The sequence below is a fragment of the Mesorhizobium sp. SEMIA396 genome, assembly GCF_024518615.1.
Lineage (GTDB): Bacteria > Pseudomonadota > Alphaproteobacteria > Rhizobiales > Rhizobiaceae > Mesorhizobium.
Genome location: NZ_JANIFC010000001.1, coordinates 530,074 through 545,390, shown reverse-complemented (window position 1 = coordinate 545,390; position 15,317 = coordinate 530,074). Strand labels below are relative to the sequence as shown.

At 60.3% G+C, this 15,317-nt stretch carries 14 protein-coding genes and 3 pseudogenes; 7 read left to right on the top strand and 10 right to left on the bottom strand.

The features are described 5' to 3' along the window. Position 1 precedes the first annotated feature (1 nt). Positions 2-2,272: a xanthine dehydrogenase family protein molybdopterin-binding subunit gene (locus NP503_RS02740; protein ID WP_127272500.1), complete on the top strand. Its 2,271-nt coding sequence runs from the start codon at positions 2-4 to the stop codon at positions 2,270-2,272. Continuing rightward, entirely contained in the window at positions 2,260-2,505 is a 246-nt protein-coding gene (locus NP503_RS02735) for a MoaD/ThiS family protein (RefSeq protein WP_027035223.1), read from the top strand. The genes NP503_RS02740 and NP503_RS02735 overlap by 13 nt, the downstream gene beginning before the upstream one ends. A gap of 144 nt (positions 2,506-2,649) precedes the next feature. On the opposite strand, the gene NP503_RS02730 is transcribed toward NP503_RS02735, so the two are convergent. After that, entirely contained in the window at positions 2,650-3,972 is a 1,323-nt protein-coding gene (locus NP503_RS02730) for a hypothetical protein (RefSeq protein WP_127266994.1), read from the bottom strand. A gap of 167 nt (positions 3,973-4,139) precedes the next feature. On the opposite strand from NP503_RS02730, the pseudogene NP503_RS02725 reads away from it, so the two are divergent. Continuing rightward, positions 4,140-4,384: pseudogene (locus NP503_RS02725) on the top strand (MoaD/ThiS family protein). Positions 4,385-4,464: 80 nt separating this feature from the next. On the opposite strand, the gene NP503_RS02720 reads toward NP503_RS02725, so the two are convergent. The 6 genes and pseudogenes from NP503_RS02720 to NP503_RS02695 form a co-directional block, all read right to left on the bottom strand. Then, positions 4,465-6,411: a DUF3732 domain-containing protein gene (locus NP503_RS02720; protein WP_127266995.1), complete on the bottom strand. Its 1,947-nt coding sequence runs from the start codon at positions 6,409-6,411 to the stop codon at positions 4,465-4,467. Beyond that, positions 6,408-6,896, bottom strand: coding sequence for a three component ABC system middle component (locus NP503_RS02715; protein WP_127266996.1), 489 nt, complete (start codon positions 6,894-6,896; stop codon positions 6,408-6,410). The genes NP503_RS02720 and NP503_RS02715 overlap by 4 nt, the downstream gene beginning before the upstream one ends. Beyond that, on the bottom strand, positions 6,893-8,089 hold the full coding sequence (locus NP503_RS02710; RefSeq protein WP_127266997.1) for an ABC-three component system protein: 1,197 nt from the start codon (positions 8,087-8,089) through the stop codon (positions 6,893-6,895). The genes NP503_RS02715 and NP503_RS02710 overlap by 4 nt, the downstream gene beginning before the upstream one ends. 188 nt (positions 8,090-8,277) lie before the next feature. Then, positions 8,278-8,379: pseudogene (locus NP503_RS02705) on the bottom strand (ABC transporter permease); the annotation flags it as partial. Positions 8,380-8,414: 35 nt separating this feature from the next. Further along, a complete protein-coding gene (locus NP503_RS02700) occupies positions 8,415-8,831 on the bottom strand; it encodes a hypothetical protein (RefSeq protein ID WP_127272796.1) in 417 nt (138 codons plus the stop codon). Further along, entirely contained in the window at positions 8,756-9,112 is a 357-nt protein-coding gene (locus NP503_RS02695; RefSeq protein ID WP_127266999.1) for a hypothetical protein, read from the bottom strand. Before NP503_RS02695 ends, NP503_RS02700 begins: the two co-directional genes overlap by 76 nt. Before the next feature lie 249 nt (positions 9,113-9,361). Between NP503_RS02695 and NP503_RS02690 the strand changes: the two genes are divergently transcribed. Then, positions 9,362-9,802, top strand: coding sequence for a hypothetical protein (locus NP503_RS02690; protein WP_127267000.1), 441 nt, complete (start codon positions 9,362-9,364; stop codon positions 9,800-9,802). 72 nt (positions 9,803-9,874) lie between these two features. Here the strand turns inward: NP503_RS02690 and NP503_RS02685 are convergent, their stop codons facing one another. Further along, positions 9,875-11,497, bottom strand: a complete 1,623-nt coding sequence (locus tag NP503_RS02685; protein ID WP_127267001.1) for an ABC-F family ATP-binding cassette domain-containing protein — start codon at positions 11,495-11,497, stop codon at positions 9,875-9,877. A gap of 412 nt (positions 11,498-11,909) precedes the next feature. On the opposite strand from NP503_RS02685, the gene NP503_RS02680 reads away from it, so the two are divergent. Beyond that, entirely contained in the window at positions 11,910-12,197 is a 288-nt protein-coding gene (locus NP503_RS02680) for a hypothetical protein (protein ID WP_127267002.1), read from the top strand. A gap of 306 nt (positions 12,198-12,503) precedes the next feature. On the opposite strand, the gene NP503_RS02675 is transcribed toward NP503_RS02680, so the two are convergent. Beyond that, the gene (locus NP503_RS02675; protein ID WP_127267003.1) at positions 12,504-13,103 is read right to left on the bottom strand and encodes a YdeI family protein; all 600 of its coding nucleotides are present in this window, start codon (positions 13,101-13,103) and stop codon (positions 12,504-12,506) included. A gap of 250 nt (positions 13,104-13,353) precedes the next feature. Between NP503_RS02675 and NP503_RS02670 the strand changes: the two genes are divergently transcribed. Further along, complete coding sequence (locus NP503_RS02670) at positions 13,354-13,968, top strand: hypothetical protein (RefSeq protein WP_127267004.1); 615 nt, start codon at positions 13,354-13,356, stop codon at positions 13,966-13,968. Between the two features lie 111 nt (positions 13,969-14,079). Next, positions 14,080-14,232, top strand: a pseudogene (locus tag NP503_RS02665) (SDR family NAD(P)-dependent oxidoreductase); the annotation flags it as partial. Between the two features lie 87 nt (positions 14,233-14,319). On the opposite strand, the gene NP503_RS02660 reads toward NP503_RS02665, so the two are convergent. Beyond that, a complete protein-coding gene (locus NP503_RS02660) occupies positions 14,320-15,225 on the bottom strand; it encodes a S1C family serine protease (protein WP_013530631.1) in 906 nt (301 codons plus the stop codon). Between the last annotated feature and the right edge of the window lie 92 nt (positions 15,226-15,317).

The following is a 15,317-nucleotide window of genomic DNA, read 5'->3' as shown; positions in this document are numbered from 1 at the left end:
GATGAATTTCGATCCACGTTTTTCCGGACGTAAATTCGCCTCCGTCGGCACGCGTCCGATCCGTCCCGACGGCATCGACAAGGTGACGGGCCGCGCCCGCTACGGCGCCGACTTCAACATGGCCGGCCAATTGGTCGGGCGTGTTCTCAGAAGCCCGCATGCTCACGCCAGGATCGTGAAAATCGACACGTCCAAGGCGGAAAAGCTCGCCGGCGTCAAGGCGGTGATCACCGCGGCCGACCTGCCCGACCTCACCGATGGCGATGCCGCCATGTACGACGTCCTCGACAATTGCATGGCGCGCACGAAAGCGCTCTATGACGGCCACGCGGTGGCCGCGGTCGCCGCGATCGATGCCCGCACCGCCAGGCAGGCGCTGAAGCTCATCGAGATTGAATACGAGCTTTTGCCGCATGTCACCGATGTCGACGAGGCGGCGAAGCACACGGCGCCCTTGATCAATGATGCCATCTTCACCGAGGGCCTCGAGGAAAAACCGGTAAAACCCTCCAACGTCACCAAGCGCAGCCAGTTTGGCCATGGCGATGTCCATCAGGGTTTCGGGCAGGCCGACTTTATCGTCGAGCGTTCCTTCAAGACCGAGCAGACGCACCAGGGCTATATCGAGCCGCATGCCTGCGTGGCGAATTTCAGCTCCGACGGCACCGCTGATCTCTGGGTGTGCACGCAGGGCCATTTCGTCTACCGCCAGCACTGCGCCCAGTTGCTTGGCATGGAAGCCTCGAAACTGCGCGTCACCTCCTCGGAGATCGGCGGCGGTTTCGGCGGCAAGACCCATGTCTGGGCCGAGCCGGTGGCGCTGGCGCTGTCGCGCAAGGCCGGACGGCCGGTGAAGCTCGTGATGACCCGCGACGAGGTGTTCCGCGCCTCGGGCCCGACCAGCGCCACCTCGATCGACGTCAAGATCGGCGCCCGCAAGGACGGCACGATCACCGCCGCCGAAGCGACGCTTCGCTACAGCTGCGGCCCGTATGCCGGCTCCTGGGCCGAGATCGGCGCCATGACGGCATTCGCCTGCTACAAGCTCGATAACGTCAAGACGGTCGGCTACGAAGTGCTGGTCAACCGGCCGAAGACCGCAGCCTATCGCGCGCCCTCAGCGCCGATGGCGGCCTTCGCGGTGGAAAGTGCTGTCGACGAGCTGGCCAAGAAGATCGGCATGGATCCGGTCGACTTCCGCATCAGGAACGCCGCGCAGGAAGGCACACGGTCCTCCTACGGCCCGGTCTACGGACCGATCGGCATCGGCCCGACGCTGGAGGCGGTGAAGAGCCATCCGCACATGAAGGCGCCGCTGGGCAAGAACCAGGGCCGTGGCATGGCTTGCGGCTTCTGGTTCAATTTCGGCGGCCAGACCTGCACCGACCTCAACATCGGCATGGACGGCTCGGTCTCGCTTGCCGTCGGCACGGTCGATGTCGGTGGTTCGCGCGCGTCGCTGTCGCTGGTGGCGGCGGAGGAGCTCGGCATCGACTATAGCCAGGTCAAGGCGATCGTCGCCGACACGTCCAGCCTCGGCTACAACGACATGACGGACGGCAGCCGCGGCACCTTCTCGTCCTCCATGGCGACGATCTCGGCCGCCCGCAATGCGATCAAAATCCTGCGCGAGCGCGCTGCGCAGATGTGGGACATTGCCGTCGACGACGTGGTCTGGGAAAAGGGCCACGCGGTCGCCAAGGGCGAGAAGCACGGCAATCTCGGCAAGCTGTCGCTGAAGGAGATCGCGGTCGAGTCGGGCAAGACCGGCGGGCCGATCGCCGGCCACAGCGAACTCGTCGCCGATGGCGCCGGCGTCTCCTTCGCCACCCATATCTGCGATATCGAGGTCGATCCCGAGACCGGCGCCACCAGGGTCATCCGCTACACGGTCGTGCAGGATGCGGGCAAGGCGGTGCACCCGACCTATGTCGAGGGACAGTACCAGGGCGGTGCGGCGCAAGGCATCGGCTGGGCGCTCAACGAGGAGTATATATACGGCAAGGACGGGCGGCTGCAGAACGCCGGCTTCCTCGACTACCGCATCCCGGTCTGCTCGGACCTGCCGATGATCGACACGCAGATCCTCGAAATCCCCAACCCCAACCACCCTTACGGGGTGCGCGGTGTCGGCGAGACGTCGATCGTGCCGCCGCTGGCGGCGATTGCCAATGCGGTGTCGAACGCCGCGGGCGTGCGCATGACGCACATCCCGATGTCGCCGCCGCGCATCCTGGCGGCGATCGAGGCGGAACGGGAATGGTCGAAGTAACGCTCTGGGGCTCGCTCGCCGCGACCGCCGGAGGCAACAGCAAGGTCGAGATCGAGGCCAAGGACATAAGGGAGCTGTTCAGGAAGCTGGCTGAACAGTATCCCGGCCTAGAGCCCTGGATCGACAAAGGCATCGCGGTTGCGATCGACGGGACGATCTATCGGGATACGTGGTCGAAGAAGCTGCCAGAGGGGGCGGAGATTTTTCTGTTGCCGCGACTGGCGGGGGGATGAGGGGGAGAGCCGGGCCTCGGCACCATCGCTTAACATCATGTCGTGGTGGGGCCGCAAGCGGACTGTCTGGTTTCGGGTGCCGATGGGTCGATACTAGGCATAGAACCTGCTGCTTGGCTGTTGTAGAGCTCGAACCGTCGGCGCCTATTCTGGAAATTGCTGGTTCCGCAGTCCATCCTGCGCTGCCTTCGCCGCGTTGCTACCCGCTGCCCAGATCCGATAGATCAGGTTGTCGTCTGCGAGGAAAAACTCGCCACCAAGCACCTCTGCGCCATCTTCCACGAGGCGCTTCTTCATGGCGTCCTCGCCGGCGATCGCAATTTCTGCACTCGCATATGGTGCGGTGTCGGGCTGAGGGCTTGGCTTGAAGACCTCCCAATGGAAGGCTCCTCTGGGATAGGCGCTCTGGATCTGATCGCGGCGCGCCTGCGGGCTCTTTGAGAAGCCTACTTTGATGATGTGTTTGTCTTCGACTTCATCATCCCGACGTCCCAGATAGGCTCCGATGTTACCCACGAGGCGGAGTATGTAGAGATGCTTCGGCCCGTTCGTCTCCCCGACCCAGTAAGGCCGTGAGGCCGGTCTCACGGCGCGGCTCGGGCTAAGCGCGGATTCGAGGGTCTGAATTGTCGGGTCCACGGGCTCCGTCTGCCCATAGACCGGCACTTCGTAGACGTCCAACTCATAGAGCTCTGCCGCCTCGTCGGCTGAGACGGGGACACCGTTTGCTCCTATGAGTTCTGCATTCGAGCCACGATAAGCCTGAGGAAACAACTCCTCCACTCGACGCCAATCCTCTGGAACGATGCGCCATGCCCTCGTCGCCTTTACCGCATAAAGCCACTTCCCACGGGAGTCCTGATCGCGCTCCTTTTCGGCCCAGCGATCCCCCGAGATGAACTCCTGCGCGTGACCGATCTCGTGGGAGATCTCAAGCACCCCGACAACCTTGCCGCGCATGTTTTCCGGGCCCTTTCCCTTGGTCACGTAGATCGCGACCAGTGTCCCCGGCTTGGAGTTGCTAAGGTAACGGGCCCGCCGAGCTTCGTCGGCAAATCCGATGCATCCCCAGCTGGCTGGATCGAAGCCCCAGAACGATGTCAGCCAGACCTGCCGGCCATCGGGTAGGGTATCGGTGGCCGGGGCGAGTTCTGGAACCGACGTCCAGTCAAACGCAAACACCTCTTGCTGGGCAGCCTCGATGTCTATAGCTCCGAGTGCGCTGCGGATGTATGCCATCGCATCTTCAGCTGGATGCCGCTCCCCCTTCTTCACCAGGATCGTCGTGAGAGGCGGCAGCCCACGATCCGCCAAATAGTGCAGAATGACCTCGAGATTTCGCCCAAGCCCGCGGCCCGTTGGATGGTTCCAGCCTACTGCCTCACCAACCTGCTGGTATGTCGTCCGCCTCTTATGCAAAGCCTTTGCAGCCAGGAAGCGGGCGATTTCGAATTGAAGCGTATCCATTCGTTACCCATCATTTCAAGTGAATGCTTAAAGGACCGATTTTTCATTACTTCCAGTGCACGCTGATGTGACGATCGACGTCTTCGTTCTTCAACTGTTTGTCACATTGCTAGTCGGCCTGGCGGCGATCGAGGCGGAACGGGAAGGCTAGGGCGAGGGGTGCGCTGATGGTCGAAGTCACCCCTTGGGGCGCCGTCGGCCAGCTTGCCGACGGCAAGAGCAAGGTCGAGGTCGAAGCCAAGGACATCAGGGAGCTGTTCAGGAAGCTGGCTGAACAGTATCCCGGCCTCGAGCCCTGGATCGACAAAGGCATCGCGGTGGCGATCGATGGGACGATCTATCGCGAGACGTGGTCGAAGGAATTGCCGCAGGGGGCGGAGATTTTCTGCTGCCGAGGCTGGCGGGTGGGTAGGCGGACAGCCGTATCCCCGCCGTCGACGACGCAGATCTGGCCAAGTGAATTGAAATAGCGAACACAACGCAAAGATTTCATTATGTGAGAGGAATATCAGGCCAGTCGTCGGGAACAAGAGCTGGCGGCTTAGTCCATGGCCCTTCAACCAACGCGGCTTGAAACCAATCGTCACGTAGGTTCGCGTGCTCAGTAACAATCAATTGGAAGCCGGGCGCATCTTGAATCGTGAACCGAGACAGGACCTCGAACAGCCGCCTAACGGCCTCCAGATCGGCATCCTTTTCAGTCTGTTCGATTGACCCTCCAGCTTCCGCGTAAGCCTTCTCCGAAGGAAAATATACCTGTGTCGGTTGGTCGATTAGCATGAATCTCGGTATGGGCTGACCGTAAGTCGAAGCGAACCGATGAAGGGCCAGTAGTGCGGCCAGATGATACGCCAAGTGATTTTCGCCGCCACCTGTCCTGTTCATATAGATCGGCCGACCAGGCCGATCTATAACGACAGTGAGATTGTGCAGGTCAAGGCGAGCCGGGTACTGGCCAAACTCACCACCGAGAGCGGCGATGTATCCAGACATATGCATAGAGATATTGCTGAGTGTCGATACCAAACGAGATTCTGTATCATCGGCGCCAAGCTTTCGTTCGAGACCTTCTACCTTGGCCTTGAGTCGGCGCTCCTCATTCTTAAGCTTCGTCATCTCGGTATCGGGTACAAGGTTCTCCAGAAACAAACTAATGCGACCGACCACACGTGAAGCGGCGTTGTTCCTGCTGCCCGTCTGGGCGATTACTTCGCTGGCCGCAATGGCGGAAGCTAGTTCCAACTCCCTGCTTCGGAGGTCGTCTCCTATCGAGACCACTTCCTTCTGCCGCTCGACCAAATAGGCTTCTAAGGCGGGCCGTTCGCCAGTCACAGCTATCAGTTCGCGATCCAAAGAGGCGAGTTCCGATAAAAGTGCCTCGGCAATAGGGGTTGTCATGCCGAGGTTGGCTTCTACAAATGGCCACTGCCATTCCCCTGTGGCCTTGTTGGAGGGGAGTGCCTTGATAGAACTCAAGCGATCCCGTTGCTCCGTAACTTCGCTCTGGAAACCTTCCGCTCGGCGGGCGAACTGCTGCGCGCTTTCTATCCGGCGCTGTGTCTCTCGACGTCGTTCCCTGAGATCGACCAAGTCGTTCTCGATGGTTGACACCCTTTGACCGTCGTCTTCGGGTGTAGGCGTTGGTTGCCAGTCAAGAGCCTGTCGGAGAAGATCGACGACCGCCACCTCGTCGCCGCCAATGGATCGTAGAATGCCAACGGCCCGAGCTTCCGACAGGAGGCCGATCGCGCGCTCCTCGGAACTGTCGATTGCTTCGTTGGCTTGCTGGACGAGCTTTGCATTTAAGCGAAGCTCGCGTTGCGCAATGCGCAGTTGGGATTCCAGTGTAAACTTGTCTCTACCAGACACCCCCAGCAGGATGGGTAGCGTGTCCTTGATCGCTTGCGGCTGGTGCGGCTCGTTCTGGCGATAGAACAACTGATCCTTGTTGGTTACAATCGCCTGTTTCTGGAACAGGTAGTAGAAGGTATGTTTTACGTTTGCATCGTAGCTGTCCCGACTGTTTTCAAGCGGAACATCGGTGGTATTCTCAGGAATGCCGAGCAACCCCGTTAGCAGAGCGACGACGCCGTCATCAGTGTCGTTGACTACGAGTTCGTTGAACGCTGGTGCATTTAGCACGGCTCCGCGGCGAACCATGACGGTACTTCCGCTTTGCGCACCAAGTACAGGAGCTGGTTTCGCCACGAGCACCTGTTCGCCCTCGAAACGATAAATAACCGCGTACCAAGTTACGTGATCCCGGATCACGCCTTCGGGCACGTTGAAGGTCGATCGTCCCATGCAATATTCGATGATATCCGAAAGGGCGGATTTGCCGGTGGAGGACCTGCCAGTAATTACGTTGAGGCCATCATGAAAGATCACATCCCGACGGCGGCCATCATTACTATATATATGGATTGACTTGATCTTCATGGTCTAATGCCCAGTGTGGTATAGATAGTTCCTCTATCACCAATGCGCGCGAACTCTTTTCCCAAGAACGCCGCAACGCGTTGACAAGCTATGGACTCAGGAGTGCCGTTAATAGTCTTTCGCACACCTTTTGGCTTGGAAAGCAACCGGCCGTCCGGCTGAACAGCCAGTGCATCGACATGCATGAGCAACCCGAGTGCTTCGAAAGTGAACGGAAGGATATCGGTGCAACGACGGTCGAATCCAACTTGGAGTTCCGGATGCTCCGCAACCACCTTCAAGAAATAACCGCGGTTTCCGCGCTGCAAAGTTTCACGAGACTGGCGCTGCAAACACAATGGCAAAATCAGCAGGGACAACGAGAATGGCATGCCTTCTTTGGCTTCCTCCTCGAACCCAGATAAAGCGCGAAAGAGCACAAGGCCACAAAATGCAGGGTTGAAGAGGTTGCGAATCTCAATTGGCCGCTCGCTCCAGCTTTTCATGCGGCAATGCCCAACAATTGAGCCAAGCGCTGCATGAATCGCGGATGCCAATAAACTCGGGGAGATGGAGTCGAATTGGCGAGAATATGGAAAGCACCGCGAACCACATATGGCTCCATGACGCGCTCCCGTATTCTTAGCCTTTCCGTTTCCATCTCTGCCCAAAGATAAAGCTCTTTGCCGGCTGCAATGCATGCATCAGGTTGGCTATCATCGGTAATGGTCTCGAATGCGATCTCCCGATAATGTGCCCATTCCTCGACGAGACGGTCTTCGTATTCCTCGATCTCACCCGAGACCAGCAGGTTTTCGCGAGCCCAACTCGAGCGCTGTTCGAACGCCCGGTAGTAGTCGAGGATCGCGTTTTGGATTCGACCTGCCGGCAGATCGAGCACACGCAGTTGCTCAACGAATATTCGTGGGTCGTTTAAGGCATCGATCTTGCCGTCTGGATGGCGATTTCGGAACGTTATGGGCAGGTTATCCGCTCGATACTCGTCGGCGAGCGCCGCAAGCTTGTCGGAAACCTCCTGGACCTTGATCGGTTTCTTCCGTTCGCCAGACAGAAGCTTAATAACGGTGTCGGTCCACCAACCCTCAAGTCTCTCGAACAAAGCGACGCGGAATTCTCGGCGGACGGTGCGAAGCCGTTGATCCACCAACATCGGAATTTCATTAATTCGTGGTGCCGCTGGGAAGATCGTTATGCGTCCGTAGAAATCTCGGGTCTCTTCGGCGGTCAAACCATCGAGTTCGGATTTGACTTTTGCGATTTCACGGGACTGGCTTTGAGCCAGAATATTCGCGGCCACTTCAGCTCTAGTGCCGTCATCTGCTTGCACACCGGTAAACAGGGTAAGGAATGAGTTGGGAGAAATACTCGCAGTGCTGAACAAAAGGAAGCGGGCGTCAGACGCCTCCATACCGCTCGCCTTGTAGTATTTGATCCATATGCGCACCGACTTCCAGAAGTCGACCGATAAGTCCGAGAGCCTGTCTCCTGGGGCTTTGTGCTTAAGCGAAGCCAGCGAGACACCTGCATTGGTGGCTACAAATTCTACGTCATCATTTCTTTCGATGTATACAGCACCATCCTCCGGAAGATCGAGCACCTTCAGGAGTGCAAATCTGGCCTGATATATATAACCTAGCCCCTGCTCCGCTGCCGAAAACGCCGAACTAGAGTCGGTCATTCACCGGAAACTCAATAACAGGATATTTGAGACACGTTCCAACTCATCCCCCATCTATGTTTGCGATTTAAATATCTGGGTTATTTTAAATAAACAACCACTCGATTTGATGGGCGAGTGCGAAAATTGCTGCGCAGTTGTGATTTCTGCGGCCTTGGACACTGGCGCGAATTGTGACGAGTGAATGGCTACTTTTCTTCCACGATCCGCAAATACGCCGCCGTCACGAACAGCACGAACAAGATCCGCCTTGCCTCCTCGGGCATTAGCAGGGTCGTCAGCACCGGGAGATTTCATGCCGAGGTGACGGGTGCCGCGAGGCGACTCAGCCCGCGAATGCTTCGAATGTATCCCTGGAGGTCAGCATCGCCTGGCCCTTGAACGAGATCGAGAAATCACCGAGCTGGTACTGGCCCTGGTCATTCTTGACCAGAATGTCGCCATCAACCGTGTTGAAGCCACTCTCGATGCTTTTGAGGATCCTGTCGACGTAGCGCAGGTTGCTCTTGGCGGAGAGACTGTCTTTCTTGGCCAGCTGCGCGAGACCTTGGAGCTTCGGATCGTCGCCGATGCTTTGCAGCCGTGCTTCAACGGCCTCGGGGCCGGTGCGCGCCAACGCCGCATTCAGGGCCGGCAGTGCCTTCTGCAGGCTGAACAATGCAGAGGCTATGGATACTTCGTCGGCCGCACCCCCGGGTTCAAATTGCCCTGCAGTTCCTTCGGCAGCGGCAGGCTTGAGCATTGCAGGTGCACCTCGCGGGCGAACAGCTTTCGTTGCTTCTGCTCATGCTCCTTGATGGCTGCGACGAGCCCCATCGAGTATGGACCAAGCAAGACGCCGAAACCCCACCCCGGATGCTCCTTCTCGCGAGCTTGGTAATCCGAAGCCGCCCTGCGGGCCTGTTGGCATGCCGGCGAAGCCCATTTCTGGTCCTGCTGCGAAAGCGACGCCTCATAGTCGACCGGGGAGGTCGCGCACCCGGCCACTGCCGCAGTCAATGCGAGGCAGATTGCGTTTCTCATCCGAAGCCTCTCCTAAGCCTTGTGAAGGGCCTGCATAGACCTCTTCATCCCACAAGGCGATAGCTGCGGCCATGCGCCTTCCCACCCTCCGCAACCCCTCGCCCCTCCCCGGGCCTTCCCGCAGCCGGATTCGAACATGCCTGGAACCAAGTCACGGGGCCTGGAACCAAATCGCGGGCGAGATTGTTCAGTTGTAACTTTGATCCCACGCCGCGGCCGGCAAAGCGGCGACATTGAGGAGTTCTCACCATGAAGATTTCATCCGGATTTCGTTCCATCGCGGTTGCCGCCATCGCCACCGCGAGCATCGGCTTTGCCAGCGCCGCGCATGCCGACAGCGGCACGATCCGCTTCGCCGTCTACAAGGCGGCCTTCTTCGTCGGTGGCTCCGGCGGCAAGGGCACCTTCACCTTCCATGGCAAGAGCTACCCGATCTCGATCGGCGCCGTGTCCGGAGGCCTGGCTTTCGGCGTGTCCAAGACATATTTCCGCGGCACGGTTCGCCATATCCGCCGCGCCCGCGACGTGACCGGGGTCTACGGAGCAGCCGGCGGCGGCGGCACGATCGGCAAGGGAGCCCAGGTGATCATCATGACCAATGACAAGGGCGCCCAACTCGAACTCACGGGCAAGCAAGTCGGCCTGCAGGTCAACGCCGACCTCAGCGGCATGGCCATCTCGTTCGAGTAAGGCCGTCATTCCAGCCGGACCATATTCAAAGGGCGGTGCCGGCTTCGAGCCGACGCCGCCCTTATCATTTACCTAGCTCCTGAGCCCCGGCGCTTCCTGGCCGGTGCGCTCGACATATTCAGTATAGCCGCCGCCATAGGTGTGGATGCCTTCGGGCGTCAGTTCCAGCACGCGATTGGAAAGCGCTGCCAGAAAATGCCGGTCGTGCGAGACGAACAGCATGGTGCCCTCGTACTGCGACAGTGCGGTGATCAGCATCTCCTTGGTGGCGATGTCGAGATGGTTGGTCGGCTCGTCCAGCACCAAAAGGTTGGGCGGGTCGAACAGCATCAGCGCCATCACCAGCCGCGCCTTCTCGCCGCCTGACAGCACGCGGCATTTCTTCTCGATCTCGTCGCCGGAAAAACCGAAGCAGCCGGCAAGTGCCCTGAGCGGCGCCTGGCCGGCCTGCGGAAACGCGTCCTCCAGTGTCTGAAACACCGTGCGCTCGCCTTCCAGCACCTCCATGGCGTGCTGGGCGAAATAACCCATCTTGACACTTGGGCCGCGCGCGACCGTGCCGGTGTCGGGCTCGGAAGCGCCGGCGACCAGCTTCAGAAGCGTCGATTTGCCGGCGCCGTTGACGCCCATGATGCACCAGCGCTCGCGGCGGCGCACCTGGAAGTCGAGCCCCTCATAGATGGAGCGGCTGCCATAGCCCTTGTGGACGTTCTTCAGCGTCACGACATCTTCGCCGCAGCGCGGCGCCGGCAGGAAATCGAAGGAAACCGTCTGGCGGCGCTTCGGCGGCTCGACGCGGTCGATCTTGTCCAGCTTCTTCACCCGGCTCTGCACCTGCGCGGCATGCGAGGCGCGCGCCTTGAAGCGCTCGATGAAGGCGATCTCCTTGGCCAGCATTGCCTGCTGGCGCTCGAACTGTGCCTGCTGCTGCTTGTCGGCGATCGCCCGCTGCTGCTGGTAGAATTCGTAGTTTCCGGAATAGGCGGTCAGCGAACCGGCGTCGATCTCGACCACCTTGTTGACGATGCGGTTCATGAACTCGCGATCGTGCGAGGTCATCAGCAGCGCGCCGTCATAGTTTTTCAGGAAGGATTCCAGCCAGATCAGGCTCTCCAGGTCGAGATGGTTCGATGGCTCATCGAGCAGCATGGCGTCGGGCCGCATCAGCAGGATGCGGGCCAGCGCCACGCGCATCTTCCAGCCGCCGGACAGCTTTCCGACATCGCCGTCCATCATCTCCTGCGAAAAGCCGAGACCGTCCAGCACTTCCCGCGCACGGCCATCCAGCGCATAACCGTCGAGTTCCTCGAAGCGGTGCTGCGCCTCGCCATATTTTTCGATGATTTCGTCCATCTGGTCGGCCTGGTCGGGATCGGCCATGGCCGCCTCGAGGGCTGCCATTTCGGCCGCGACTTCGGACACCGGCCCGGCGCCGTTCATCACTTCGGCGACAGCGCTGTGGCCTTCCATGTCGCCGACATCCTGGCTGAAATAGCCGATGGTGACGCCGCGATCGACCTGCACCTGGCCTTCGTCGGGCTGCTCCTGCCCGGTGATCATGCGAAACAGCGTCGTCTTGCCGGCGCCGTTCGGCCCGACGAGGCCGACCTTCTCGCCCTTCTGCAGGGAGGCCGACGCTTCGATGAAGACAAGCTGACGGCCGTTCTGCTTGCTGATGCTTTCAAGTCTGATCATGCGGTGTCCGGGCTATATGCTTGCGTGAAAGGATTTGCCCGGCGCCTTACGCGAAGGATGGCCGCAAAGGAAGAGGCGCAAGCGCCGCATACAGCGGAACGCCCTTGCCTTCCCCCCTTGTGGGGGAAGGTGGATCGGCGCGTCAGCGCCTAGACGGATGAGGGGTGTTCCAGCGAATGAGACGTTGGTGTTCCCTGGAACACCCCTCATCCGACTCGCTTCGCGAGGCCACCTTCTCCCACAGGGGGAGAAGGGACAACCCCACCCAGACACACTCCAGAAACAAGATTCAACATCCGGGAAAAACTCGCGAAAACATCGCCTGTCATAACCACCCTCGCGGCGGTCAAGCAGGCTGCTGCACAACGCGAAGAAATGGTCCCGAAACATGCAACGACGCTCGACCGGATGGATGGGTGCCCTGACAGGCATTTCGCTCGCCATGCTGGCGGTCGCAGAGTCGGGGGCGGAAGCAGCGGTCACCCGGAGCGAATATTGCAGCCAGCTCGGCCTTCAACTCGACGGAGCCATCCAGACGAAAGCCGTCCCAGGCACGAGCGCAAGCCAGATCGCCGAGGCAACGGCACTCCAGGACAAGGCGAACCGGTTTTGTGCCGAGCGAAAGCAGGCCCAAGGCATCAGGACCTACGCCAACGCCTTGAAACTCCTTGGCGTGACACCGGTCGACCTGAACCAATAGTATCTGCCTTTGAACCATCAAGCACGCCAAGGCTGCTTGATCGCCCCTCCTTCCTGACTTCCTCCCGGGAAAAGGCCGCCGCTCGCAAAAGCGAGGGCGGCTTTTTTCTTGGCTACGCAATGCCGGAGGAAATGCGCGACAGACACCTGTCAAATCCGCATAAAAACAGATGCTTATAACAATTCGGCGATTCAGATACTGAAGCACTTCATGCGACGCTGAGTGCCGATCACAATCTGCCCAGGGATCGGGTGGCGGGCCGCATGCGCAACGCATGCCCCTCGCCGCAGAAAGAGCCTGAGCGGCTTACTTCCTGCCTTGCGGATGGATCGTCTCGCCGCGCTTCAGCATTGCTACAAACGTCTCGATCTTCTTCTTGCGCCCGGCCTCGGTCTTCATGTTGTGGGTGCGGAAGGCGAGTGCGAAGCGGTTTTGCGCACTGAGTTTTTCAAGCATCGCCTTCGCGGCGGGTTCGGCGTCTATGGCTGCTTGCAAATCATCGGGGATCTTCATCTGCTTGCCGCTGCCATAGGCGCGCGCCCAGCGCCCGTCCGCCTTGGCCGCCTCGACCTGTTTGAGCCCATGCTCGGTCATGCGGCCCTCCTCGACCAGCCGCGCGACATTGTCGATGTTGATCAGGCTCCAGATGCTCTTCCGGCTGCGCGGCGTGTAGCGCTGCAGGAAACTCTTGTCGTCCAGCCCCTTGCGCACCGCGTCGATCCAGCCGAAGCACAGCACCACGTCGATGGCTTCCTTCGGCGTGATCGACTTCAGTCCCGACCCCACCTTGTGAACCTTGATCCACACTTCGGTTTCCGTGGCGTGGTGCTTGCCGAGCCAGGCGTAGAAGCTGCCCGCATCCGGAAACTCGTGCACCTTGTCGGGATCGACCTTGACCGGCGCCATTAGCCGGCCTGTTTGTTCAGTGCCGCTCGCGCCACCATAGTTCCTGCTCCCACTGTCGTATTGCCTCCCGCGTTGTGCCCATCGTCATCGCCCGGCATGTGGCACAGATCGCTGTCAGTTTTCGTCAGTTGCGTCACCACAAGCTAAGGAAAGCATCCCGCGCGACTTCGTCGGGGAGAAGAGAGGGCGCGCGATATTCCACCGCCATGCTATAGAACCGCAAGGTGTCAGTCTGGGGGAATATGCCACCATGAAATCTCTGCTGCTCGCTTTTCTATCTTTGCTGTTGCCGAGCCTCGCCCTTGCGGAGCCGATCGAAACCCGGAAAATCGTCACGGCTGTGACTGGCGACTTCGACGGCGATGGCGCCGTCGATCTTGCCATGGTGGTCGAGACCGAGCCCGGCCAGCCGATGGACGTCCACTTCTTCCTCAGGGACAAGGAGCACAATTACCTCAAGCCTGTCGAGATCGTGCACGAGCAGGTCCACGGGGAATGGAACGGCTACGACCGGCCGGGCTACGAGAACTCCGACACCGAGCCGGAACTGACGATGCTGCCCAACGGTTCGATCAAATTCTACCTGCCAGCGATGCCGGTCGGCAGCGAACGGACCGACATGACGCTGACCATCGCCTGGCGCAACGGTGCCTTCATCGTCGCCGGCTTCGCCTATAACCATGATGACTATTTGAAGGAGAATGCCGAAAGCGCCTGCGAGTACAATGTGCTGACCGGCAAAGGCACCAGCAGCGAAAAGCAGCCGGACGGCAGCACCAAGCACAAGACCGTCTCGGTCGAAGGCCAGGCCATCGCTTTCAAGGACTGGAACCCGGGCGCTGCCTTCGCCGCTTGCGGCAACTGATCGCCCTGCATCATCGGCGTTTCCGATAGCGCTATCGGTTTCTTCCGTTTTCACTTGCCGTACCGAACTGCCAATTCCCTGCCCTTCTCCATCCAAGCAAAGGCAGTGCGAATGAGCATTTCAAATCAGAAAATCCTGATCGTCGGTGGCGGCTCCGGCATGGGTCTGGCGCTGGCCCGGCGCTGCGTTGAGGCTGGGGCCAGTGTGATCATCGCGGGGCGCGGCGAGAACCGGCTGCGACAGGCGCGTGAGGCGCTGGGCAATCCCGACGAGGCCCTGGCCGCGATGGCCGAGCGGCTGCCCGTCGGGCGAATTGGCAACCCGATGACATCGCCGACGCCATCGACGCGTCTACTGCAGTTGCGGCTTTTTCAGAAAACTGCCGCGGTCGGCCGATTTGACGCGCAGCCAGGTTTCGCGGCCGTCGCGCAACACTCGCATCGGAATCTCGGCCCCCGCCGAGCCGCTTTCCCACAGTTTGCGATAGAAATCGGCCAGCCCGTCGACCGCGCCGTCCCGGATGTCGGAGATGATGTCGCCCTGGCGCAGGCCGGCCTTGGCCGCCGGGCCGCCCTCGGTCACGCTCATCACCACCACCCTGCCGTCGCTTTCGGCCGACAGGGCGCCGAGCCACGGGCGCGGCGGCTTGGCCACCTGGCCGCGTGTCAGGAGGTCGTCGAGAATGGGCGGCAAAAGATCGATCGGCACCACCATGTTGATATCGGCGACCTCGCCGTTGCGGCTCATCTGCAGGCGCAGCGAACCGATGCCGAGCAGCGAGCCGTCAGCGCCGAACAGCCCGGCACCGCCCCAGGAGGGGTGCGCCGGTGCAATGAAGATCGCCTCGTCGAGCAGATATTCCCAATAGCCGGCGAATTCCTGCTTGGTGACGATCCTGGCCTGCACCGACTGGCCGATGCCGTCGGCCAGCACGACGGCGTCGCCGATCCTGGCCTTGCCGGCATCGCCCAGCGCCACGGCCGGCAGGCCGAGCGGCGCCAGCGCCTGCACCAGGCCAAAGCCCGATTCCTGGTCATAGGCGAGCGCGTGCGCGGGGATGACGCGGCCGTCATGGCTGGTCAGCCAGACCTCTTCCGCTTCGGTGATGAGATAGCCGATGGTCAACACCAGCCCGTCATTGCGAATGACGACGCCGCTGCCTTCCCTGAGCGTGCCGAGCGCCCCGGCTGTAAAGGCATCTTCGGGGACAGTGGCCCGCACGGCAACGACCGAGCGCGGATTGGGATTGATGGTCATGCTTTTGTCCTGGGTGGGCTTTGGCGACATCTTCTATAGGTATGCCACGCCGGAGAAGGCGCAAGGGTAAGGAAGTGCCCAATTGCCGATGT